Genomic DNA, 24,114 nt, shown 5'->3' with positions numbered 1-24,114 from the left:
GTTCACCTATATGGATGCAGGTGAAAGTAGTGGATCGTACTGGGCTCGAACCAGTGACCTCTGCTCTGTCAAAGCAGCGCTCTAAACCAACTGAGCTAACGATCCGGGGGAGTGCAATTTACAGTATCGTTTTGAATATGATATCGGGAAGCGGATAAAAAAATGAAAAGTGGCAACCGGTCTACGATGGGATTCGTTAACTTTAGAGGATATCCTTTAATCACTCAAATTCTTATTATATGAACCAACAGATCATTAATCTCTTTGATGAATATACTCACAAGCCGCTCAAACGGGAGGATTTTATCAAAAGGTTAGTACTGCTGACCGGTAGCATGACTGCAGCCATGTCGGCTCTGGCACAACTGGAAGTTAAGTATGATAATGCGGTTACGATCTCCCCACAGGACGATCGCATCACTACTGAATACATCACTTATCCCGGAGAAGAAGGTACAACGATGAAAGGATATTTTGCCAGGCCCAAGCAGGACGGCAAATATGGTGCAGTGGTGGTGATCCATGAAAACCGTGGCCTCAATCCACATATTGAGGATGTGACACGCCGCGTGGCCCTGGCCGGATACCTGGCGCTGGGTGTGGATGCTTTATCTCCCCTGGGTGGAACGCCCAAGGAAGAGGAACAGGCTCGTGGCCTGTTTGCCCAACTGGATGCCAAGAAGAACCTGAATAATTTCATAAAGGCTTTTGATTACCTGAAAGGCAGGAAGGATTGTAATGGTAAAACGGGCTGTGTGGGCTTTTGCTGGGGTGGCGCGCTGGCCAATCAACTGGCCGTGAATGTACCTGACCTGAAGGCTGCTGTCGCTTTTTATGGCCGCCAGCCCGATGCTGCGGATGTGCCCAAGATCAAGGCTGCGGTTCAGCTTCATTATGGCGGCCTGGATGAGCGGGTAAATGCAGGTATACCTGCTTATGAGGAGGCGCTAAAGAAGGCCGGTACCGCTTATGAGGTATATATCTATGAAGGCGCCAACCATGCTTTTAACAATGATACGGCCCCTACCCGATACAATGAGGCCGCTGCCAAACTGGCCTGGGAGCGGACGTTGAAGCTTTTTGCAGCCAAATTGAAGTAAGTCGAGAATGCTGAGTCAAGAGTTCAGCGTCGAGGGGTAAAGACCAGTTTTCCGATGCCAGAAGTGAAATGTGAAAGGATCGTGAATAATGGGTTTCACCGAGTGGCTCAAAAAAGTTGAAACATTACATATTGTAAATTGTATTTTATCGTTAGATCGTATAGCCCAAGCTACAGGATGCCTGTGGTGAGATGGTGTCAGGATTATAAAATTCGTTAAACTGATACAGGTGATGATGAGAAAACCCGTAACTCTATTACTGTTTGTTGCTACGCTGGCAGCGATTGTATCCTTTACCGGCAAAGAGCCGAAGGCTCCTCCCCGTGATGGCCGCCAGAAAGGGGTATTATCTACCATTGTTGTGGATGCAGGCCACGGTGGCCCTGCCCGTGGGGCTAAGGGTTTGTTTTCCTATGAGGCTGATATAGCGCTGGCTATTTCTCTTAAGCTGGGACAGCGTATCCAGGAGGCTTTTCCTGATACTCGTGTTGTGTATACCCGTACTTCCGATACTGTTTTTGGTGTGAATGTGGATTCCCGGACCGCTAACCGCATGCGTGCCGAGCTGGCTAATGAGGTAAAGGGTGACTTATTCCTGAGTATTCATTGTAATGCTACTCCCCAAAAAGCGGGCGGCTGGTATGCCAAACGCACTATTGGCCATACAACAAAAACCATCACTGTAGGCAAAGGGGCCAAGAAGAGAAAGAAAACGGTGCGGGTGCCCATTACTGAAAACTATTGGGTTAAGAATGAAAGGCATGGTACTGAAACTTATATATGGGCGGCTGACCGCAGTGGCGTGAAGAGCACTTTTATCAATCCAGAGGAAGGGGGTGAGTTTTCGGGAGACAGCACGCATACCTCGACACCGATCGATATGAACTCGCCAGAAGCAAGGATCAGGGCCCAATTGTATGAAAAAAAGTATTTTGGTAAAAGCCTTATGCTGGCCAACCTGGTTGAAGAGGAATTTGCCAAAGGGGGCCGTGCAAGTGGTGGTGTAAAGCAACGGAACTGGGAACAAATCTGGGTGTTGCAGGCCACTGGCATGCCAAGCATCCTGGTGGAAACCGGCTTTATTACCAACGAAGAGGAAGAGAAATACCTCAACAGTGAAGAGGGTCAGTCTGAAGTTGTTGAAAGCATTATTACTGCTCTCAGACGTTATAAAGAATCACTGGAAGGAACGGGTACCAAAGCGGTCGATACGACCACTACTCCCCGCGCCTTCTGATCTTATACTACCGTAGTTTTCTTCTTTGCATTTCTTTCCTGATCAATCCCAGCTCTCTACCAGTCTGCCCGGATACAGAGGAGTTTTCCTGTGCACGGCGCATGAGGTAAGGTACTACATCATGAATAGGCCCAAATGGCAGGTATTTACTTACCGGCAATCCAGCTTTGGCCAGGTTGAAGGTGATGTTGTCGCTCATACCATACAACTGGGAAAAGTGAATATGGGGATGGTTATGGGGTAACCCCTTTTGATCGAGCAACTCCGCTGCGCGCAGACTGCTGTACTCATTGTGGGAGGCTACTATCAATGATATTTTATCGAGGTGTTCGATACAAAATTCCACTCCTGCATTGTAATCGCGGTCGCTGGCTTCTTTGCTTGGCTGAATGGGTGATGGGTATCCCATTTCTTCAGCCCGCCTTCTTTCTTTCTCCATGTAGGCGCCACGCACCAGTTTGGCTCCGAGGATGAATCTCTTGTTCACTGCCTGTTCGAAGCTGTCCTTCAGGAAAGCAAGCCTGTCGTGACGATATAGCTGAACGGTATTGTATACAACTACTTTATCGAGGTTGTACAGCTCCATCATTTGCATGGTCAGGGCATCTACTGGATCCTGTATCCAGGTTTCTTCTGCATCTACCAATACGCCTATGTTTTTGGCAGCGGCAGCGCTGATGATCTTGTGCATACGCGCCACGACTCTTTGCCATTCGGCTTTTTCTTCTTCATTGAGGACTTCAGTGTGGACCCGTCCCTCGTATCCGCTTTTATCAGTGGCTGCAGCGTCCAGTTTTTCCAGCAATGCAAAGCGGGCAAAGCCGGTTACTTTGATGCTCATAAAGGGCATGCTGTGCTGGGTGGCTGCATAGTTGATTACCTTTATAAATTCTTCGCAGGCATGATCAAAATTATCCTCCCCTTCTTTGCCTTCCACACCATAATCCAATATTACCTGCACACCAAACTGCTCCAGTTTATTAGCTACCCGGGCTGTTTCTTCAAGGGTCTCCCCTCCTACAAATTGTTTGAAGATCGTATTGCGGATAATTCCTTTAATAGGCAATCCTACTCTGATGGCCCAGGGGGTGATGCGGGTACCCAGCTTTACCAATGACTCGTATCCCATACTGGAAAAGAGAAAGTTGGCTTTCTTTAGCTCCTGGTCTGTCTTGTATGCAAACGCGTATTCTGTATTGTCGAATGAGATTGCGGGGTGAGGATTATCCATACTTGCTAACAAATGTTAGGCGCAAAAGTAAGGAAAAGTTTCGTGCGTATTTCAGCAGTTTTTTCAGCTAATGGGGTGCCCTATCGATTGTTATCTGTAAGAACCGGCAGGCTTTGTATTTATTCCATGGATTGCCTGTAAAGAATGGAAAAATAGTGATCGGGAATCTTTAAATGTCTTTATTTTGGGCGCTATGAAAGTTACGCATACCGAGATCTGGAAGTTCAGTATTCCCATGCACCCGTTTACTATTGCTACGGGTACGATGCATTTTGCCCAAAATACTTTTATTCGTGTGCATACGGATGCCGGCTTATATGGCGTAGGTGAGTGTTCTGCTTTTCCTATGATTGCTGGCGAAACGCAGAATACCTGCTTTGAAATGGCTAAAGATTTTGCCGGACTTTGGAAGGGTAAGACTGCTGATGCTATTGCAGACCGCCTCCAGGAGCTGGATGCTTTTACAGCGTTCAACAGTACTGTTAAGAGTGCTTTCGACATGGCGCTTTATGATCTGGCTGCCAAACAGGCCGGAGTGCCTTTGTTCAAGTACCTGGGAGGCAAACAGAAGGAACTGGAAACCGATCTTACTATTGGTATCGATACTCCTGCAAAGATGGCTGCAGCGGCGGCTGATTTCATTCAACGGGGTGTGCGGATGATCAAGGTAAAGCTGGGCAAAGATGCAAAGGAAGACGTAGAGCGTATCCGGCAGATACGGGAGGCCGTAGGTAATGGTATTGTGTTGCGCATCGATGCCAACCAGGGCTGGAGTTATGAGGATGCTTTGTATGCTTTGACTTCTATGGGGCAATATAATATCCAATTCTGTGAGCAGCCTATGCGTCACTGGAACGATCATCACTTGCCTGCTTTAAAAAAGCAGTCTCCTATAAAGATCATGGCCGATGAAAGTGTTTTTGATCATCATGATGCGGAGCGTTTGATCAAGGCTGACGCCTGCGACTATGTGAACATCAAGTTTGCCAAATCGGGCGGTATAGCTGAAGCCATCCGGATCAACGAGGTTTGTGCGACTCATAGCATTCCCTGTATGATGGGTGGCATGTTGGAAAGCCGGGTGGCGCTGACTGCTTTTGGTCACTTTGCGCTGGCGCATGACAATGTACAATTTTATGATATGGACACCTGCATGCTTGGCCATAAGGCTGATCCTGTAACTGGTGGTATTCAATATAAGGGCTTCTTCCTCGAAGTACCGGAAGCACCAGGCATTGGCGCCGATGCCGATAATGATTTCCTCGCCGGGTGCGAAAAAGCTACTGTTTAGGCAGAAAGTCCGGAAGATAGGACTTTCGATGTTTGGCGATTATCTTTGCGGCAAATTTGTACTATGACCCAAAAAGCAAAGACTGCCAAGGAATCGTATGTAGTGATGACTGAACTGGTACTGCCGAACGACACCAACACTTTTGGCAACCTGATGGGTGGCCGCCTGATGTACTGGATGGACATTGCCGCCGCCCTGGCAGCCATGAAGCATTGCGCTGCTCCTGTAGTTACTGCTTCTGTTGATAATATCTCCTTCGAGAACCCCATTAAGCTGGGCAACGTAGTACATATTGAAGCTAAAGTATCCCGTGCTTTCAACTCATCTATGGAAGTGCACATGAAGGTATGGGGCGAAGACGCCATTCAGCAATACCGTTATAAAAGCAATGAAGCGTATTATACTTTCGTAGCGCTTGACCCCAACGGGCGCTCCCGTATTGTTCCCCAACTAATTCCCGAAACGGAAGAAGAAAAGAATCTCTTTGAAAGTGCGCTGCGCAGAAGACAACTCAGGTTAATTATGGGGGGTAAGATGAAGCCCGCTGATGCTACAGAGCTAAAGGCGCTATTCCAGATGTAGAAAACAGCTATGCTTTTTGTTTTGCGCGGTGGTGAGCACCTTTGAGCATCCAGTCTTTGCTTTGCTCGATGGCGTCCATGAGCTGATCGAGGATTACTTCGGAGGGGGCGTCATAATCTACCTGAATTGGTTCCTTGAACCGTACGGTAAGCAGGGTCCCTTTCTTCTTAAAGCGTAATCCTTTTTTATCGAATGCCCGCCAGAAGCCATTGATGACAACCGGTACTACGATCGGTTTTGTCATCTTGATGATCAGTGCCGTTCCCTTGCGGCCAGGAGCAAATGGCTTGGTGGTTCCCTGCGGAAAGGTGATGATCCAGTTGTTTTCTAATGCGCGCGATATTTTTCGGGTGTCGCTGGGGTCAAGTCCTTTACGTGTTTCTGTTCCTTCGGGCCGCCAGGTCCTTTTTACTGTGAGTGCTCCGGCCATTGTAAATAGTCTGCTGATCCAGGTGGCCTTCATCGTTTCTTCTGCTGCTACATAGTACACGTTGGTGAAGGGATTCAGCAAGTAATAGGGCACCCCCAATCTGTTCTGCTTTCTCCATTTTACAGCACAGAAGATGTGCAGGAAGGTAATTACATCTGCAAAGTAAGTTTGGTGATTGCTTACAAATAGTACGTTTTTGCGGGGAAGGTTTTTGATGTGTTCTGTGCCGGTGATCTTCAATTTATTCATGAATACCAATCCGGGATAGGAAACAATGCCTACGATGGCATAAATGAATTTGCGAACGATGTGTGTATGTTTCAGTCTTTCCCGGAATGAGCTCATGGATTTTGGTGTTTAGGAAACTTGTGTCGAAATTAAGGAAATGTTAATATACTCTGTACTTTAATTGAATGGGGCTGCAACGTTATGTAATTGGTTTTACTCCTACATCTATATAAAAAATGAAGTGTATGAAAAAGTTTATCCCAGTCTGTTTAATTGCATTGACATCGTTCACCGGGTTTGCGCAATCAACAGTCGTTAATCCGTTTCCTAAAACCATCTCTGTGACCGGTAGTGCTGAAATGGAAGTGACACCCGACGAGATCTATGTGATAGTTGACTTGCAGGAGTATGAAAAGAAAGGTAGTGGCAAGATCAATCTTGAAAAGATCAAAGCTGATTTCCTGAATAATTGCCATAGTATTGGTTTGCCCGACTCCATCATTACTATTGCTTCTTATGATGGTGATATGGGTAACCCCTGGATCAAAAAGAAAAAGAAGAAGGAGGAGTTGATGGCTTCTATTTCTTACCAGATAAAGTTTGCCAACAGCAAGAAGATGGATGAGCTGGTAGCAAAACTGGATGATGAGGCTACACGTAATTTCCGGATTGCCCGTACTTCTCACAGTAAGTTGCAGGAGTTTCGCAAACAACTAAAGATCGAGGCCATCAAGGCTGCCAAGGATAAGGCTACTTACCTGGCTGCAGCTGTCGATGAAAGGGTGTTTATGGCTGTCACCATCACTGAGCCCACTGATATGATTGTTCAGCCTTACCAGTATCGTTTTGCACAAGCCAATGTTGCTATGGATGCTGTAGGTGGCGCCGCAGAGAATACCAGTATGGATTTCAATAAGATCAAGTTGCATTTTGATGTGAGCGTGGTGTTTGCACTGAAATAGTGAGTTGTGAGTAGTAAACGGCTCCAACTACCAGTATTTCAATAAGTAATCCACGTTTTCTCCACATTAGGATGGCCAATTTTTATAAAGGGGGGCAAAGGATTTATATTTGCCCCCCATGGCAAAAGCAGGTGAAGATACTCCCTTAATGCAGCAGCATAAGGCCATCAAGCAAAGATATCCTGACGCTATTTTGTTGTTCCGTGTAGGTGACTTCTATGAAACCTTCGGCGGTGATGCTATTATTGCCGCACAGGTATTGGGCATAACGCTCACCAAACGGAATAACGGCGCTGCTTCCGGCGCTTCAGAACTGGCCGGTTTCCCTCACCATGCTATGGATACTTACCTCCACAAACTGGTGAAAGCAGGCTACCGGGTAGCCATCTGCGACCAGCTCGAGGATCCCAAACAAGCTAAAGGCATCGTGAAGCGGGGTGTAACCGAAATGGTGACGCCCGGCGTAGCTACCAACGACAAATTGCTGGAGCACAACAGTAATAACTTCCTCGCAGGTATTCACTTTACGGACAACAAAGCGGGTATTGCTTTTCTCGATATTTCCACCGGTGAGTTTTTTGTGGCCGAGGGCAACCAGGAGTATATTGATAAGTTACTGCAAACGCTGAAGCCGGCTGAAGTTATCTTCCAGCGTAGTTACCAAAAGCACTTCAAAGAGCATTTTGGCAGCAAGTTCTATACTTATACGATGGAGAGCTGGATCTTCGACGAGGCGTATGCTACGGAGAGCCTGCTCAAACATTTCGTAACGCATTCTTTAAAGGGTTTTGGGGTAGAGGAAATGCCGGAAGCTATTATTGCTGCCGGTGCAGTGTTGCATTACCTGAAGGATACCGAACATCCCAATCTTCAACATATTACTTCCATCCAGCGGATCGACCGCGAGGATTATCTGTGGATGGACCGTTTTACCATCCGTAACCTGGAGCTGACCGGTACCGGCAATGGTGAGGCCGGCAATACCTTACACAAGGTATTGGACAATACCGTCTCCCCTATGGGAGCCCGGTTGCTGAAACGCTGGATACTGCTGCCGCTGAAAGATGGGGCGCGTATCAATGAACGGCTCGACCTCGTAGAGTTTTTCATCAAAGAGGTGGAGCTACGCAGCAAGATCAGTCACCATATCAAGCAGTGTGGTGATGTGGAAAGGCTGGTCAGCAAAATCCCTGTGAAGAAGATCGGTCCGCGGGAAGTGTTGCAAATAGCGCGTGGCCTGCAGCAGGTGCAGGAGATCAAAGCCCTGTGTGCCGGTGTTTCCGATAAATATCTTGCTCAACTGACAGGCACATTGAATCCCTGTGAGGAGATCATAGCTATTATCCTGCAAATGATCATGGACAATCCTCCTGCTGTGGCTGCCAAGGGTGGCGTTATCAGGGAAGGGGTTCATGCCGAGCTGGATGAATTGCGGGCCATCGCCACCGGTGGCAAGGAATACCTCGTTGCGCTTCAACAAAAGGAGGCTGAAACAACCGGTATTTCCTCATTGAAGATCGGTTTCAACAATGTATTTGGTTATTATCTTGAAGTAACCAACTCTCATAAAAATAAGGTTCCTGCTTCCTGGATACGAAAGCAAACGCTGGCTAATGCTGAACGCTATATCACACCGGAGCTGAAGGAGTATGAGGAAAAGATCACTGGCGCCGAGGATAAGATCATGGCCATCGAGATGGAGCTGTATGAAAAACTGTTGTTGCAATTGCAGCAGTTTATAGCTCCTATGCAGGCCAACGGGCATATCCTGGCTATCCTCGATTGCCTGGTATGTTTTGCCGACAATGCTTTGCGGTATAATTATAAGAAGCCGGTATTGCATGACGGGCATGAGATGGAGCTGAAGGAAAGCCGCCACCCTGTGATCGAGCGTAACCTGCCGCCGGGTGAAGCGTATATCGCCAATGATATCTTCCTGGATCAGTCTTCTCAACAGATCATTATCCTGACCGGCCCCAACATGAGTGGTAAGAGTGCCATCCTGCGGCAGACCGCGCTTATTACGCTGATGACGCACATGGGGAGTTTTGTACCTGCCGATGTCGCTCATGTGCCTTTAACCGACAAGATATTTACGCGCGTAGGCGCTTCCGACAACCTGAGTGGCGGTGAATCGACCTTCATGGTGGAGATGAATGAAACGGCCAGCATCATCAATAATTTCACGGCCCGCAGCCTGATCTTACTGGATGAGATTGGCCGGGGTACTTCTACTTATGATGGTATTTCTATTGCCTGGAGTATTGCCGAATACCTCCACAATGCCAGTCATGCTCCCAAGACCTTGTTCGCTACACACTATCATGAGTTGAACGAACTGGAGAATAAATTGTCCCGAATCCGGAATTTCCATGTTACCAATAAAGAGGTAGGCAATAAGATCATCTTCCTGCGTAAGCTGGCGCCAGGTGGCAGCACGCATAGTTTTGGTATCCACGTGGCCAAGATGGCAGGCATGCCTCCTGCGCTCATTCAGCGTGCCAATGAAATATTGCATCAACTGGAAGAAAAACATGTGGACGAGGATAGTTCTACTCCTCAAAGTTCGAACGTCGGTCAGGCCGTAAAGAACATCTCTTCTCAAAAGTTCCAGCTCTCTATTTTCGATGCGCACAGTGAGACTTTCGATGACATCCGCAAGCTGCTGGAAGGCATCGATATCAACCGTCTTACTCCTGTTGAGGCATTGTTGAAACTGCAAGAGATCAAGGGGAAAATCAAATAGTTGTATTACAGACCCTGGGGTCGTATTTTTTCTACACTTCTGCTGGTTTACGCTTAAAAGTGGGTTGTCATATATCAAAAAGTGTATGAGTATACTTATACGAGCAATAAAGCGTACAACGGTCCCGTTTGAATTGTCTTAACACACGCCTTGTTCTAAGTTTTTCCTTCGTACCTGCCGTCATTAAACCCAACCTTTATTATGAAAGTATGCTGCTGATGCATAGTCAGCGCAATGGCTATTGCCATGTACCCTGTTTTTGTGAAACCCTAAATCGTACTACTTTGCCTATCAGGATCTACCCAACCATTATTGATAAGATCAATTGGTTGTTTGTACAAACCAACAAGAAGCTGGACAACACCAGCATCGCCGTGTTGAGCCTTACCGGCAGCAAGCTGTATGAGCAGAAGACGGGCATCTTACAGGCCGGCCAAATGGTCAGCTTTCCACTCGATGCCGAAAGTCTTTCTCCCGGCACTTATCTCCTGCAATTGTTTTCGGGCAGTGAGATGGTGTATAAACGGAAAATTAGCTTGGGATAAAAGCCGTGAGACGTGAAAGGTGAATCGTGAGAACTAAAACGGCTTCGACAGGCTCAGCCCGACATACTTACAGGTAACTGAGCCACCAATGGCGGTGTGTACTTTTATATCTGTTATACCGCTTACATAAGGGATACAATAAGAGAATAACTCCTATCCATATCAGGTACACGGCCCACAAGGGATAGCCAAACTGCACTGGTCTGAAGAAAAATGGTACCTGGGGCGAGACGATATCTTTTGCTCCATAACCCGACAAATAGAAAAGAATTACCGTGATGATGTGTATGAGGAAGAAATGCAACACATAGTAAAAGAACGGTACCCGCCCGAATATCTTGGCAAACTCCACAGCAGGACTCTGTACATTTTCCAGCAACGCCAACCCTATCAACGATATGCCAATCGTAATGCACGTATACATGAGTGAGGGTGGATATTTATTGACGTTGAAGAATGACATGATCGTTCGGGTCGTATTCGCTTGTGTGGTCCAGGGAACCGGATCGCCATAGGCGTTGATAAACCGAAGTACCAGGAACAGCAGGATCAACCCAGCACCCATGTAGAATAATGTTTTCCTTCGCTGTATGCAAGTGAACTGTTCCGTAAACAGTTTCCCTGCACAATATCCCATGAGCATTAATCCCGTCCAGGGCAGGAAGGGATATACAATCAGCACGATACGGTTCGCCGCATAGGGATAGGCAGCAAAGCGTGACCCATGCACCAGATCCCACCAGAATCCCAACTGGCGGTTGGGAGCTGCTGCTTCGGGATAATCAAGGAGATTATGTCCCAAAACAATTATCAATCCAATTGTAAAGATGGCAGCGTATGGCAGTCTCACCACTAATCCTAATATGACCATGCTGATACCAATGGCCCAGATGACCTGCAGCACCAGCATATTGTAGAGTGGATTGAATGTCAAAGCCAGGGTCACCACTATTACTTCTACCAGTATAAGCCAAAGTCCACGCTTGATGAGAAAGCTGCTTAGTTCCGCTTTTGTTTTGCGCAAACCTACGAGGTAGGATGATGTGCCTGCAAGGAACACGAAGGTAGGCGCACAAAGGTGGGTGATCCACCGGGTGAAGTAAAGTGTGGGGTGTGATGTAGCCGGATCAATCGGGTCGCTTTGAAAGGCGTCGATATGAAAGAAGTCACGCACATGGTCCAGTGCCATAATGATCATTACTATGCCGCGTAGTATATCTATAGATTGTACTCGGCTTTTCGTTAAGATGGACTGCTGGCTCATGTTGACACTTTTAGGATTATAATTTAAGGTACTGATGCTGTCTGCAATTTCAACTTTTTTATTACAGGTGGTAACTACCTAAAGTGGGGACGGAAAGCGATCAAATGACGTATACCATTAAAGTTGGAATACATCTTTCAGTTTGTCGTATAGGGTACTGTATACTGCAAAGTTACGCTGATAGGCTTTGTGCTGTTGTTGGTCAGGCGTAAAGTGTACTCCGGATTGAGCCGTTGTGCTGGGATGCTTGAGTGTATCTCTGATCTCCAGTGCCTGCAGGCCCAATATGGCTGCGCCGACAGCAGATGCATCAGCGGTAGAGGATATGGTGATGTTTTTTCCAAACAGATCGGCCATCCATTGCAGCCACAGCGGCGATTGCGTAAATCCTCCACTGGCGTAGATGTTCTTAACCGGGCCGATCGTTTCTTCGATAGATTGAGTGACCTGATAGAGGGCATTGTTAATGCCTTCTATGATGGCGCGCATGAAGTGTGCCTGTGTATGTTTTGCATGTATGCCAAAGTATACGCCTTTGGCATTGGCATCCCAAACAGGCGCCCGTTCGCCTTGTACGTAAGGCAGGAAAACCAGTCCATCTGCGCCGGCCGGCACCTGTGCAGCCTGTTGTATAAACCAATCGAAATCTGCAGTCTTTTCAAAGCTGCGGCCCAGGAAATGTTCGGCATACCACCTCAGTAGTGTGCCCCCGTTGTTGATTGGTCCGCCGGATACGTACCATTGTTCGGTGAGGATATAATTGAATATTCGCTCTTTCACATCGTGTTGTGGCCGGGCAGCCATCATGCGCACGGCGCCGCTGGTGCCTATGGTCAATGAAACATCACCGGGCTGCAAAGCGCCACTGCCCACGTTGGCCAGGCAACCATCGCTGGCGCCAATGATAAAGGGGGTAGTTTGATCAATATTCAACAGGTCGGCATATTCTTTTGCCAGTCCCTTAACTATGTGTGTAGTGCTAACAGGCGTTGACAACCGATCTGGCGTAAGGCCAGTTAGCGTGAGGGCCTCTGCATTCCAATCAAAGTTGTAGATATCAAATAACCCTGTAGCCGAAGCGATGGAGTGATCTATAAGGTATTGGCCAAAGAAGCGGTAAAAGACCCATTCTTTGATGCCTATGAATTTATGAGCTGTTCTAAATATGTCCTGCCGTTCTTCTTTTATCCAAAGAAGTTTACTCAATGGCGACATCGGATGTATGGGCGTACCCGTGCGCTGGTAGATACGTTTGCCTGCCTCTGAGTGTTTTAACTGGTCGGCCTGTGCACTGCTGCGGAGATCGGCCCAGGTAATAACGTTGGTCAACGGTTTACCGTTGTTATCTACAGCAATGAGGCTGTGCATGGCGCTGCTGCAGGCAACTCCCAACAAGGTTGCTTCTTTTGCTTGTGCTCTCACCTGCCCTACTGTGCGCAAAACTGCCTGAAACAATGTTTCGGGATCCAGCTCATGTTGTTCTGCAATTGTAGCCTCAAGTGGTGTATAGGTTTCATTAGCCTGTGCTATCACATTGCCTTCTACCGTAAAAGCGATTGCCTTGGTGTTGGTGGTACCAATATCTACGCCGATGATATATTGGGCTGGTTTAGTACTCACAAACGATGTATCCCCAGGGTTCTATGTTGAAGGAATGGTTGAGCTTAAAGGGTTCCTTGGCGCCCAGGAACAGGTTCATGGGCTCTCCTACCAGTGAGTTGTCTTTAATCGTAATGGTTTGCTCTTTGGCACTGAGGTTGAGAATGACCAGCACTTTGCTTTTTCCTTTTTCACGCACGTATGCATACAGGGCTTTGTCGTCTCCTACTGATACTTTCCGGAAGCTGGCATCCGTGGCCAATGCTTCGTTGCGCTTACGCAGCTCAAGCAGCATTTTATAGAATGGCGCGCGGGCATATTTCTTAAAGCCCATGCTATCTTTCTCAAAGAAAGGGATGGCTCTCAATACCGGTTCTTCCTGCCCGCTATAGATCAGTGGCAGACTGGCGCGCATAGTTTGTGTCAATACTGCAAAGGCGCCATGTTTTAAACCGGGGAAGGTAGCGAAGTCGCTTTTGTTCCAGCTGTTCTCATCGTGGTTGCTGGTGAAGTACAACCTTACAGCGCCAGCGGGGAAGGTGCTGTCCTGCCGCATGAGTACTGTATCGAGTGCTAAGGCATTGCGTTCTCCTGTTGCCACTTTCTTCATCGTCTGGAACATGTCCCAGGGATAGCTGGCATCAAACCCGGCAGCGTGCAATTCTCCTTTGTCTGCTTCGGCCAGCATGAATACTTTTTTCTCCTGACGTAGCTGCCTGATGCAGTCTTTCCAGAAGTCTGCAGGTACTTCACCTGCCACATCACAACGGAAGCCATCGATACCGGTTTCTATGATCCAGTATTTCATGGCAGCGATCATGCTATCGCGCATTTCTTTGTTATCGAAGTTGAGGTCGCGGGTGTCTGTCCAATCGAATACGTATTTGGCTTTTCCGGTACTGTCGCGGTTATAAAAATCGGGGTGCTGGGTAAGCCAGGGATGGTCGGCGCCCGTGTGGTTGGCTACCCAATCTATGATAACCTTGAAACCCTCTTCGTGTGCCTGGTTGACGAGGTGTTTAAAATCATCCATCGTACCAAACTCGGGATTGATGGCTTTATAGTCGGCCACCGCATAATAGCTACCCAATGTTCCTTTGCGGTCGGTTTTGCTGATGGGGGTAACAGGCATGAACCAGAGTATGTCTACGCCCATTTGTTTAAGACGGGGCAGCGAAGCCGAAAAGGCTTTGAAGCTGCCTTCAGATGTATATTGGCGCACATTTACTTCATATATATTCGACTGTTTGTACCAGTCGGGCCCTGCTATGAAGGTGGTATCTTGCTTTGTTTCTTCCGTTTTCTTTTCTTCCTCTTTGGGCATCAGTTTACAGGAGCCCAGAAGAACGGCACAGACCAATATGGAGAAGAGTGCAGGTTTCATATAGCATGATTTGGATTGAAAGGTAAGTGTTTGTTGGGAAAAGTAAAGGGTACCAAATTAATGGTACCCTTCGTTGAGCAGTATTTCTAATGAAATACAGAAAGTGTTTAGATAATCTCTTTCAGCTTGGCGATCACCTGGTCGATCTCTTCTTTCGTATTGTGTTTGCTGAAGGAGAAACGAACGGTGATCAGGTTGGGATTGTTATTGATGGCGCGTATCACATGTGAACCCTGGTCGGCTCCACTCGTGCAGGCGCTGCCGCCGCTGGCGCAAATATTATTGATATCAAGGTTGAACAGGATCATTTCTGACTTCTCCGTCTTCGGGAAGGATACGCTCAGTACCGTGTACAGGCTCTTTCCAAGGGGATCGCCGTTGAAATGTACTCCTTTGATGTTTTGCTGAAGCTGCTCTTTCATGTAGAGCTTCAGGCCTTTGATATAGGTGCTGTCCTGCTCGTATTGTGCAGTGGCCAGTTCCAGCGCTTTGGCAAAGCCTACAATACCATACAGGTTTTCGGTACCTGCGCGCATGTTGCGCTCCTGTGATCCGCCATGGATATGGGGCTTGATCTTTACGTTCTCATTGACATAGAGTATGCCTACGCCTTTGGGGCCATGAAATTTATGCCCTGCCCCTGTGATGAAATGCACCGGTGTATTGCGGAGATCGAATGGAAAGTGTCCTACTGTTTGTACTGTATCGGAATGGAAGACGGCGCCATATTTTTTGCAGATCTCTCCTACAGCGTGTATGTCGAGGATTGTTCCGATCTCATTGTTGGCGTGCATGAGGGTAACCAGGCATTTGTCTTCACAACCTGCCAGCAATTGTTCGAGATCTTCGAGGTCTACATGGCCATCGGGCAGCAGCTTTACATAGCTGAGGGCCGCTTGTCCGCGGTGGTAAAGGTTTTCTACCGTGTGCAGGGTGGCGTGGTGCTCGATAGACGATGTGATGATGTGCCTGCAGCCGAGGTCGTATACGGCAGCATTGATGGCTGTATTGGAACTTTCGGTACCTCCTGATGTAAAGAATATCTCTGCAGGATGTGCATTCAATATTTTGGCGACACTCTTACGGGCTGTTTCGATGGCCAACCTTGTTTCGCGACCATAGGAATAGATGGATGATGGATTACCAAACTTTTCGGTAAGGTAGGGCATCATGACTTCCAATACCTGAGGATCGAGGGCTGTGGTAGCCGCATTGTCGAAATATATACGTGTGGTGTGGCTCATGGGGCGCAAATTTCTGAAATATTCTCATTTGAAAATACCCAACTATAGGGATTGCAAATTGCCTATGGAAATAATCGGATTCATAATCAGATCGCAACAATCAACAACCATTGATAGAAATTGTTCAATAAGAGGCGGCAATCATTGAATAATGAAAACAGGCTTATTGTCCAGTAGTTCAATGGATTATGTGTGGTTCACAGGTTAGCTGATCGAAAAGTTGATGTGGGGAAGGCTTTAGGGTTTCGTTTGCAATGAAATGAGGAACTTTGGCGTTATTATTGTCGGTTTTTGCTGTGCTTTTACCCTGTTAAATTTACCGAGATGCGTTGGATCACCTTTATTTTATTGTTCTTTTCTGTGAATGCTTTTTCGCAGTGGAAAGATTATAAGATCAATACTAATGGCGATACGCTGAACCGTATTGACGTGATCGGGCGCAAACAGGGGCCCTGGGTAAACCGTTTTGAAACGGTACGGGGCGAGCCTGGCTTTGAGGAAGAAGGATGGTATGTACACAACCGGAAGGATGGTGAATGGCGCCTGTTCAGCTTAATGGGCGACCTGGTGGGTATCGAATTCTATAAATGGGGGCTGAAGGATAGTGTATGCCGCTACTTCAACAAGCATGGGGAGCTGCGGCTTGAACAACGATGGAAAGCGATTAATCCCGACAAGCCTTTCGATACCCTTATGATTGAAGATCCGGATAAGTTCGATACTTATAGAACGGTGATTGTCAAGAATGAAGGAGCCTCCCTGCGCCATGGCATCTGGAAATACTATGATCCTGAAACCAATGCTGTAGCCCGTACCGAGACTTATGTACTGGGTGAGTTGGAAAAGGAAAAAGCTTCTACTGCCGCATCCTCCCAAAAGAAGGCAGTAGAAAAGCCCAAAGAAGTGCTCGACTTCGAAAAGAAGAATGCCGGTAAGAAAAAGGTTAAGGTACGTGACGGCAGTACCGGTAATTAAATACCCTCTCGTCAGGTATGCATTTGCCTGTTTTCCATCCAATTACAGATTTTAATGCTGCTTTTTCAATGTCATTGACTTAGCGTCACCCCTAATTCCATAGGGCGGGATAGTCTTTGTTCGTTCCTTAATATCAAAGGCTTTGAATAGCTTTTTCTACAGGCTATCTTCCGGTTATAGTAGGGTTTTCTCAGGGATATCTTAGGCTAAAAAGCTAACAAAAACCCTAAGAAAACACCAGGAAAACCCTAGGATGACCCTAAGATGGAGGGTTTAGGAGACTATAAAACCAGACTTCAACCCCGCTGATCCGGGAAGCCATTGCCGGCATTTGTTCTGTTTTTCCTCCCCTACCACTTGTGGTGGCAATATTTCCGTTTGTCTGGATTTTCTTGCACCGGTGTCAGAATAATATATCTTTGATATCAAATTGATATCATACCTAAAACACTCTATATGGAAAAGATCACTAAACCTATTTCGGGATTCCTTGCCTTGTTGTTTTCTTTGTTGCTTTTCGTTTTGGCTATTTTCCTGTTTGGCAAAGGCGGACAGGAGCGTGATGGCACTTATGCCTTTTTTGGTGTTCTTGCTTTTCTGGCCAGCGTGTACCTGTCGATGGGCATCATTGTGATCAGCCCCAACCATAGCCGGGTACTGACTTTCTTTGGTAAATATGTAGGCACGGTAAAGGATAATGGGCTGCTGTTTGTGAACCCACTGTATAAGAAGCAAAAGCTCTCTCTGCGGGCCGAAAACCTGGAGAGTGCGAAACTGAAAGTAAATGACAAGATGGGGAACCCCATCGAGATAGCAGCGGTGATCGTGTGGCAGGTAAGTGAAACTTACAAGGCGGCTTTTGAAGTGGAAAATTATGATCATTATGTGAAGGTTCAGAGTGAAGCGGCGATCCGCCACCTCGCGACTACTTATGCGTATGATCATATGGAGGATGAGCATGCAGCTATTACCTTACGTGATGGTGGTGACAAGGTGAATGAAATGCTGGAAAAGGAATTGAACGAGCGACTGGCCGCTGCCGGTATCGTGGTAAAGGAAGCACGCATCAGCCACCTTGCTTATGCTGCTGAAATAGCCGGCGCCATGTTGCAACGCCAACAGGCTACTGCCATTGTTGCTGCGCGTACCAAGATCGTAGAGGGTGCTGTAGGCATGGTGGAAATGGCGCTGGAGCAGTTATCACGCAAACAGATCGTAACGCTGGATGAAGAGAAGAAGGCTGCCATGGTAAGCAACCTGATGGTCGTGTTGTGTGGTGAAAAGGGCGCTCAACCTATTTTGAATACCGGTACATTGTATCAATAACTGCCCGCTGTATGAAAGTATTGAAACCAACTGGTAAGATACTGTTCAAGGAAGTGCAGCAGTTCCGGCAGCTATGGCTATGGGCTATTCTTATCAGCAGTGCGTTGGTACCTCTTGGGATTATCGTCGCAGTGATGTCGCAGGATAAGAAAACGGAGCTCTGGGAAAAGCTGCTTGTTATTGGAATAGTATTAGGTACGTTTGCCATTAACGTTATCATTTTTTATATTATCCGGCTGGAAACGGTGGTCACTGAAGAAGGGTTATTTTATCGCTGGTGGCCTTTTGTAAAGAAGTACCGTATGTTTCGCTGGCAGGAGATAGCCACGATCACAGTAAGGAAATATCCTTATTTCAAGTATGGCTATCACATCACCCGGGAGTATGGCAAAATGCATAATACGAATGGCAGCAAGGGAATCCAGTTTGTGCTACAGAATGGCAAAAAGGTGTATATAGGCACGCAGAAGCTAAAAGTACTGCAGTACACGCTGGAGCAGATCAGGCCGGTAACTGTCGAATCAAAATAAGCAGGCATATTAAATCCAATCTTTGTGAGCAGTAGTAAGAAAAATTTTGTACTACGTATCGATGAAGAAACATTCAAGACCCTTGAGAAGTGGGCCGCGGATGAGTTTCGTAGTGTGAATGGTCAGCTGGAATGGATCATAGATCAGGCTTTGAAGGAAAGCGGCCGCAGGAAGAAATCTGATAATCAGGGGGAAACACAAGATAAAAAGGAGCCATAGCCGACCGGGGCAAAGGAGGATAAGCGGTAAGCCGGGCTATGGCAGTTGTCGTATCTTTACATTACATAACCAGATTTAAACCAACGTCATGCATAAAAAAAGTTTACTCTTCTTCTGGGTGATCCCTGTAATTGTGGTAGGGCTGGTGAGCTTGTTCAAGGGCTGTTAAGAAGTAATCAATCATATTGAATCGTCAGGGCCAATGGCTTTGGCGATTTTTTGTTTTTGGGAGTGTAACACGAATGTTTACGAATTGCAAGAATTTAAGATGCAACAAGGGACTAAGAGATCGGAGGTGTAAACAAAGCCAGAGGCTTTGAAATAGCCGTCACCAGCCAGAGGCTGGCGACGGAAAAACAAAACGCCTCCCATCAAAGTGGGAGGCGTTTTGTATAAGATGATTCTATTAGTTTAGAATGCTTTTTTCTTCTCTTCGGACTTCTGCATCGGGTTGATGCCGGAAGACTGTCCACGTGCTTGTTGTTTTTGTTTGAACACGGAGAACTTGGAAGGTGCAGCTATAGTACCCCAGCTATTATTGCCTTCGTTGATGTCGGCTGTTTCGCGGTTGGGGTCCAGTTTCACTGATTCTACTTCTTTATCTTTCATGAAGGTTTTGATCACCTTTTGCTCGTTCAGGCGCCATACCTGTGCAGGTATACGGTCTACTTCTTTTGTGCCGTCTTTAAATGTCCATTCAACAATGATCGGCATTACCAATCCTCCTTTGTTGCTGAAGGTAAGTTCATAGAAGTGTTTGCCGGCTACTTTTTGTTTGGCAGCAGCATCTGCAGCTTCTGTGAAAGCGTTTACAGGCACCTGGTAGCTTGTAGAGTCATAAGGCTCCAGTCCACGGGCATAACGCCAGTAGAAGTCGCGCAGGGTAGTATCCTGATCAACGAGGAACTGGATGTTCTTGTCGTCTTTATTACGTGCTTTGGAAACATCGGTATCGAACTGGGAAGTCTGGGGCTTTTCCAGTTTACGGGTAGATGTAGCGCCTTCTTTAGGTGCAGCAGGGTCTTTGGTAATGTCTGCAGTGAAGTATTTCACCGTATCCAGTGCAATGTCACAAGCATCGGTACCAAAGAACCATCCTCTCCAGAACCAGTCGAGGTCTTCACCGGAAGCGTCTTCCATGGTGCGGAAGAGGTCAGCAGGCTCAGGGTGTTTGAAGGCCCAGCGGCGTGCATATTCTTTGAAGGCGTAGTCGAACAGGTCACGGCCCATGATCGTCTCGCGCAGCATGTTCAAACCAGTAGCTGGTTTGGTATAAGCGTTGGGGCCGAATCCTACGATGTTCTCTGAATTGGACATGATAGGCTCCAACTGGTTCTTAGGCAGGCGCATGTAGTCTACGATAGCCCAGGCTGGTCCTTTACCACGTACAGGGAATTTATTGTCGTACAGTTCTTCTGTCAGGTATTCTACGAATGAGTTGAGGCCTTCATCCATCCAGCTCCACTGGCGTTCATCGCTGTTGATGATCATGGGGAAGAAGTTGTGTCCTACTTCATGGATGATAACCCCCAGCATGCCGTACTTGGTTGCTTCTGTGTAGGTGCCATCTTTTTCTGTGCGACCATAGTTAAAGCAGATCATGGGGTATTCCATACCATTGGCTGCCTCGATACTCTGAGCTACAGGGTATGGGTAAGGAATGGTGAATTTGGAATAGCTGCGGATGGTATGTGCAACGGCTTTGCTGGAAAACTTGCGGTACAATCCATACGCTTCTTTTCCATAGAAGCTCATGCACATAATTTTTTTGCCTTCCACGTAGGTAGGCATGGCATCCCAAATGAATTTACGGGAAGAGGTCCACGCAAAGTCGCGTACATTATCTGCCTTGAAGATCCAGGTCTTCTTGGTTTTGCTTTTTTGTGGTTCTGCTTTCTTCGCTTCTTCCAGTGTTACTACTTCTACGGGCTCTTTGGAAGTCTGGGCTTTCGTCCAGCGGCCAAGTTGCGCAGGTGTCAGTACCTGAGCATAGTTGGTGCACTCGCCGGTGCTACCTATCACGTGGTCGGCAGGCACTGTCATTTGTACTTTGAAGTTTCCGAAGGTGAGGGCGAACTCTCCCCTGCCGGTAAACTGGTGGTTTTGCCAGCCCACTGCATCGCTGTATACGCAAAGGCGTGGGTACCACTGTGCCATGGTGAAGAGGTGGTTGCCGTCTTCGGGGAAGTATTCGTATCCTCCACGTCCGCCCATGCTCATACGGTCGGATATCTTATAATTCCAGTTGATGTTGAAGGCAAACTTCTGTCCCGGTTTGAGGGGTACAGGGAGTTCTACGCGCATCATGGTTTTGTTGACTGTATACTTCAGGCTTTTACCCAAAGCATCTGTCATTTTGGTGATATTGAAGCCATAGCCGTTGTCTTTGCGCTGCTCTTCGAGCTGATCTACCATCGCGGTATTGATCTGCGAAGGCATGGTGCGGCTGTTCTGGTAGTTGGCATTGTTAACCGAGCTGTGCTCGTTTTCATCCATCTGCAACCAGAGGTAGGTGAGTGTGTTGGGCGAGTTGTTGAAATAGGTGATCGTCTCACTGCCTGTGAGCTTGAGGTTCGCCTCATCCAATTCACACTTAATATCATAATCAGCCCGCTGCTGCCAATATTTGGGGCCGGGGGCGCCGCTGGCTGTGCGGTACTCATTGGGCGTAGGTAGCATGATGCCCAATTGTTCAAATTTGTTTCCGTGGTTGGAGCCTGGGTTGTTTTGTATGTTCTGACCAACGGCCGTACTAAACAATCCGGTAAAGGCTACTCCCACGAGCAGTGACATTCTCATCATGTGTGTTTTTGTTGTATGGAAATCTTTGATATGCCCAAATCAATGAAAAAACCAGGATGACTATCGAGGCTACTCTGAGCCAACTTATCCTGGAAATCTTTAATAACTGTACTACCACCCACGACAGGAATAGTATGACCACCACTACGAGCAACTGTGCCGCTTCTATTCCTATGTTGAAGGCCAGCAAATGTGATATCAGTCCTTCTTTTCCTTCCAGGCTGAGAAACTGCCCTGCGAATGCCAATCCATGTATAAGGCCAAAGAATAATGCGAAAAAGTAGATCAATGGCAATCGCTTTTGCTGGCTGGCAGCCGGCTGCGTAATGTTATTGATACAGGTGGCGGCAATCGTGAGGGGTATCAGGAACTCGATCCAGTCCGTAGAAAAGTTTACATAGTTCAACGCGCTCAATGCCAGTGTGATAGAATGCCCTATGGTGAATGCCGTAACCAGGATCACGACCTTTTTCCAATCCTGCCACAGGTACCGGAGGCACAGGGCGGCAACAAACAGAATGTGGTCCATGGCATCCAGGGTAAGGATGTGTTCTATGCCGAGTTGAAAATAAAATGTAAAATCCTGCATATTATCAAACGGGTACCAAAATAATTAAGAGATTTGTAACAGAAAAATTTATGATGTTAATGGTGCTACTCCTCTATAAGTGGTTATTCCTGTGTGGTAGCTTATTTTCCGGCCCTGCCTCTCCTACCCCCACTGCTACTGCGGTACATCCGCTGTATGTGAGTGTGTCGGAAATCAACTACAATGCTACTGATAAGAACCTGGAAATAAGCTGTAAGATATTTACGGATGATTTCGAGAAGACCCTAAGTTCACTGTATAATAAAAAAGTAGATCTGTTTAATCCCAAAGACAAGGCTGAGACCGACAAGCAGGTATCGGAGTACGTGCGCAAACGGCTGTTGATAAAACTGGATGGCAAGGATGTGGCGCTCGAGTTTGTAGGTTTTGAGCGGGAGAATGATGCTATCTGGAGTTATTTTCAGGCGGCTGTGCCTGCAGCGCCCAAAAAGGTAGATATCAATAACAGTATTTTATACGAGGCTTATGATAAGCAGCTCAATCTGATGCATGTGTCGGTAGGAGGAACCCGGAAGAGTATGCGGCTGAACTATCCGGATAAGGAGGCGAAGTTCGAGTTTTAAGGTAGGTTGAAAAGTTAACAGGTTAAAAAGTTGACAGGGGTTTGTCGCAGTCCTGCATTCTGTTATAGTAAAAAAGAGGGCGCAGCGCTTGAATACATTATCAGAGCCTTAACAATATATCTTCGCGCCGCGCCATTATTTTTTTCAAGGTCGATTGATTAATCTTCTTATTGATGAATGGTTATAGGGTATCAACTATTTTATCTGCTGTACTGTAGCATCCACTCGTATATATTCTTTCCATTTTCTCTATAGTTCGGATCGGTGGCTTTTGTCCATGCATCGTGTCCACCGGTAGGCCATATCGTCAATTTAGCAGGGATCGACGGACTGTTTGCATTGATCCTGTTTACACTGGTCTTGGAATTATCGGGTGACACTGTTTTGTCGTCGTCATTATGGAGTGCCCATACTGCTAATTTCGCAGTGGCTACTGTCTTCGCTTTGGCATCGCTCAATGTTGCAGCGCCACAAATCGGTACGATAGCTGCTAAACGTTTGGCATATGCTGCGCCCACTTCCCAGGTATATCCTCCTCCCATGCTCAATCCACTTACATAAATACGGGTGGTATCGATCCTGTATTTAGAGATGGCATAGTTGATCATATCATTGATGTCTTTTCCCATGGTAGCGTAATCCCATTTTTTGATCTGGGGAGATACCACTACGAATGAAAAGTTCTTATCGCCTACTTTGAAGTTGGCAGGGAACTTTTTATTCTTGATCAATCCCGGAACACCAGGTCCTGCTACTATTGGCAACTGATCGGCGCCGTTACCCAACTCTCCTACTCCATGTATAAATATCAGTAAGGGATAACGCTTAGTAGTACTATCGTAGAGATACGGCAACGCCTGCATATATCCCCCGATGTTGTTGTTTACATTAACTGTAATACCTTTCTGCACAGCTGGGTTTGTCTCTACTACGTTATTGTATTTATTTTCAACGGGTGGCTTTGTGCCGGTCCCAGTACCATTTGTAGGGGTAGTGGGTTCATTTTCACTTACATCTTTTTTGCAGGATGTAGCCACCATCACAGGCACTATGAGTACCATCAAGTACTTAATTGTGTTTTTCATAAGTTCAGACTTTTAATTGTTTTCTAACGGTTCGGATGAGTCAAAGATGGTGCCATTTTAGCAACAGGTCAAGCGTAGAAGTGAGCGAAATGTTAAAACCGTATTTTTACTGCAAAGTCAGGAAAACACACAATATTGTTATTGACGAATACGTTGCCGGC

21 protein-coding genes and 1 tRNA gene are annotated in these 24,114 nt (G+C 46.8%); 12 read left to right on the top strand and 10 right to left on the bottom strand.

Features of this window, described 5'->3' with window-relative positions; genetic code table 11:
- Positions 1 to 30: 30 nt before the first annotated feature.
- A tRNA-Val gene (locus AC5JBY_RS12860) sits at positions 31 to 105 on the bottom strand.
- A 134-nt stretch (positions 106 to 239) separates the two neighbouring features.
- On the opposite strand from AC5JBY_RS12860, the gene AC5JBY_RS12855 reads away from it, so the two are divergent.
- Positions 240 to 1,100 (top strand): dienelactone hydrolase family protein, encoded by an 861-nt coding sequence (locus AC5JBY_RS12855; protein ID WP_495904999.1) that lies wholly within the window; start codon positions 240 to 242, stop codon positions 1,098 to 1,100.
- 232 nt (positions 1,101 to 1,332) lie between these two features.
- Positions 1,333 to 2,337, top strand: a complete 1,005-nt coding sequence (locus AC5JBY_RS12850; protein ID WP_495904998.1) for an N-acetylmuramoyl-L-alanine amidase family protein — start codon at positions 1,333 to 1,335, stop codon at positions 2,335 to 2,337.
- Between the two features lie 7 nt (positions 2,338 to 2,344).
- Here AC5JBY_RS12850 and AC5JBY_RS12845 read toward each other — a convergent pair whose 3' ends face one another.
- Complete coding sequence (locus AC5JBY_RS12845) at positions 2,345 to 3,568, bottom strand: proline dehydrogenase family protein (RefSeq protein ID WP_495904997.1); 1,224 nt, start codon at positions 3,566 to 3,568, stop codon at positions 2,345 to 2,347.
- A 193-nt stretch (positions 3,569 to 3,761) separates the two neighbouring features.
- Between AC5JBY_RS12845 and AC5JBY_RS12840 the strand changes: the two genes are divergently transcribed.
- Positions 3,762 to 4,859, top strand: a complete 1,098-nt coding sequence (locus AC5JBY_RS12840) for a mandelate racemase/muconate lactonizing enzyme family protein (protein ID WP_495904996.1) — start codon at positions 3,762 to 3,764, stop codon at positions 4,857 to 4,859.
- A 63-nt stretch (positions 4,860 to 4,922) separates the two neighbouring features.
- A complete protein-coding gene (locus AC5JBY_RS12835) occupies positions 4,923 to 5,441 on the top strand; it encodes an acyl-CoA thioesterase (protein ID WP_495904995.1) in 519 nt (172 codons plus the stop codon).
- Positions 5,442 to 5,448: 7 nt separating this feature from the next.
- Here AC5JBY_RS12835 and AC5JBY_RS12830 read toward each other — a convergent pair whose 3' ends face one another.
- Positions 5,449 to 6,216, bottom strand: coding sequence for a lysophospholipid acyltransferase family protein (locus AC5JBY_RS12830; RefSeq protein WP_495904994.1), 768 nt, complete (start codon positions 6,214 to 6,216; stop codon positions 5,449 to 5,451).
- Between the two features lie 128 nt (positions 6,217 to 6,344).
- On the opposite strand from AC5JBY_RS12830, the gene AC5JBY_RS12825 reads away from it, so the two are divergent.
- The 3 genes from AC5JBY_RS12825 (at position 6,345) to AC5JBY_RS12815 (ending at position 10,352) form a co-directional block, all read left to right on the top strand.
- Positions 6,345 to 7,061 carry an SIMPL domain-containing protein gene (locus AC5JBY_RS12825; protein ID WP_495904993.1) on the top strand — a complete coding sequence of 239 codons (717 nt, stop codon included), beginning with the start codon at positions 6,345 to 6,347 and terminating at the stop codon, positions 7,059 to 7,061.
- Positions 7,062 to 7,179: 118 nt separating this feature from the next.
- The gene (mutS, locus tag AC5JBY_RS12820; RefSeq protein WP_495904992.1) at positions 7,180 to 9,807 is read left to right on the top strand and encodes a DNA mismatch repair protein MutS; all 2,628 of its coding nucleotides are present in this window, start codon (positions 7,180 to 7,182) and stop codon (positions 9,805 to 9,807) included.
- Between the two features lie 284 nt (positions 9,808 to 10,091).
- Positions 10,092 to 10,352 carry a T9SS type A sorting domain-containing protein gene (locus tag AC5JBY_RS12815; RefSeq protein WP_495904991.1) on the top strand — a complete coding sequence of 87 codons (261 nt, stop codon included), beginning with the start codon at positions 10,092 to 10,094 and terminating at the stop codon, positions 10,350 to 10,352.
- A 67-nt stretch (positions 10,353 to 10,419) separates the two neighbouring features.
- Here the strand turns inward: AC5JBY_RS12815 and AC5JBY_RS12810 are convergent, their stop codons facing one another.
- The 4 genes from AC5JBY_RS12810 to AC5JBY_RS12795 all read right to left on the bottom strand — a co-directional run bounded on the left by AC5JBY_RS12810 (position 10,420) and on the right by AC5JBY_RS12795 (position 15,843).
- Entirely contained in the window at positions 10,420 to 11,616 is a 1,197-nt protein-coding gene (locus tag AC5JBY_RS12810; protein WP_495904990.1) for an acetyltransferase domain-containing protein, read from the bottom strand.
- 117 nt (positions 11,617 to 11,733) lie between these two features.
- Positions 11,734 to 13,236: a gluconokinase gene (locus AC5JBY_RS12805; protein ID WP_495904989.1), complete on the bottom strand. Its 1,503-nt coding sequence runs from the start codon at positions 13,234 to 13,236 to the stop codon at positions 11,734 to 11,736.
- Entirely contained in the window at positions 13,226 to 14,599 is a 1,374-nt protein-coding gene (locus AC5JBY_RS12800; RefSeq protein ID WP_495904988.1) for an alpha-amylase family glycosyl hydrolase, read from the bottom strand. The genes AC5JBY_RS12805 and AC5JBY_RS12800 overlap by 11 nt, the downstream gene beginning before the upstream one ends.
- A 107-nt stretch (positions 14,600 to 14,706) precedes the next feature.
- Positions 14,707 to 15,843, bottom strand: a complete 1,137-nt coding sequence (locus AC5JBY_RS12795) for a cysteine desulfurase family protein (RefSeq protein WP_495904987.1) — start codon at positions 15,841 to 15,843, stop codon at positions 14,707 to 14,709.
- A gap of 324 nt (positions 15,844 to 16,167) precedes the next feature.
- Between AC5JBY_RS12795 and AC5JBY_RS12790 the strand changes: the two genes are divergently transcribed.
- From AC5JBY_RS12790 to AC5JBY_RS12775, 4 genes are all read left to right on the top strand, one after another.
- On the top strand, positions 16,168 to 16,818 hold the full coding sequence (locus tag AC5JBY_RS12790) for a toxin-antitoxin system YwqK family antitoxin (RefSeq protein WP_495904986.1): 651 nt from the start codon (positions 16,168 to 16,170) through the stop codon (positions 16,816 to 16,818).
- 456 nt (positions 16,819 to 17,274) lie between these two features.
- Complete coding sequence (locus AC5JBY_RS12785; protein WP_495904985.1) at positions 17,275 to 18,144, top strand: SPFH domain-containing protein; 870 nt, start codon at positions 17,275 to 17,277, stop codon at positions 18,142 to 18,144.
- 11 nt (positions 18,145 to 18,155) lie between these two features.
- Positions 18,156 to 18,674 (top strand): PH domain-containing protein, encoded by a 519-nt coding sequence (locus AC5JBY_RS12780; protein WP_495904984.1) that lies wholly within the window; start codon positions 18,156 to 18,158, stop codon positions 18,672 to 18,674.
- A 24-nt stretch (positions 18,675 to 18,698) separates the two neighbouring features.
- Positions 18,699 to 18,893, top strand: a complete 195-nt coding sequence (locus AC5JBY_RS12775) for a type II toxin-antitoxin system antitoxin (protein ID WP_495904983.1) — start codon at positions 18,699 to 18,701, stop codon at positions 18,891 to 18,893.
- Between the two features lie 411 nt (positions 18,894 to 19,304).
- On the opposite strand, the gene AC5JBY_RS12770 is transcribed toward AC5JBY_RS12775, so the two are convergent.
- Positions 19,305 to 21,692 carry a M1 family metallopeptidase gene (locus tag AC5JBY_RS12770; protein ID WP_495905589.1) on the bottom strand — a complete coding sequence of 796 codons (2,388 nt, stop codon included), beginning with the start codon at positions 21,690 to 21,692 and terminating at the stop codon, positions 19,305 to 19,307.
- Positions 21,646 to 22,284 (bottom strand): HupE/UreJ family protein, encoded by a 639-nt coding sequence (locus AC5JBY_RS12765; protein WP_495904982.1) that lies wholly within the window; start codon positions 22,282 to 22,284, stop codon positions 21,646 to 21,648. The genes AC5JBY_RS12770 and AC5JBY_RS12765 overlap by 47 nt, the downstream gene beginning before the upstream one ends.
- A 50-nt stretch (positions 22,285 to 22,334) precedes the next feature.
- Here AC5JBY_RS12765 and AC5JBY_RS12760 point away from each other — a divergent pair, with 50 nt between their 5' ends.
- On the top strand, positions 22,335 to 22,868 hold the full coding sequence (locus AC5JBY_RS12760) for a DUF6702 family protein (RefSeq protein WP_495904981.1): 534 nt from the start codon (positions 22,335 to 22,337) through the stop codon (positions 22,866 to 22,868).
- 200 nt (positions 22,869 to 23,068) lie between these two features.
- On the opposite strand, the gene AC5JBY_RS12755 is transcribed toward AC5JBY_RS12760, so the two are convergent.
- Positions 23,069 to 23,953, bottom strand: coding sequence for a carboxylesterase family protein (locus tag AC5JBY_RS12755; RefSeq protein ID WP_495904980.1), 885 nt, complete (start codon positions 23,951 to 23,953; stop codon positions 23,069 to 23,071).
- Positions 23,954 to 24,114: the final 161 nt, after the last annotated feature.

The organism is Paraflavitalea sp. (genome assembly GCF_059502485.1).
This window is presented reverse-complemented; position numbering and strand designations above follow the sequence as displayed.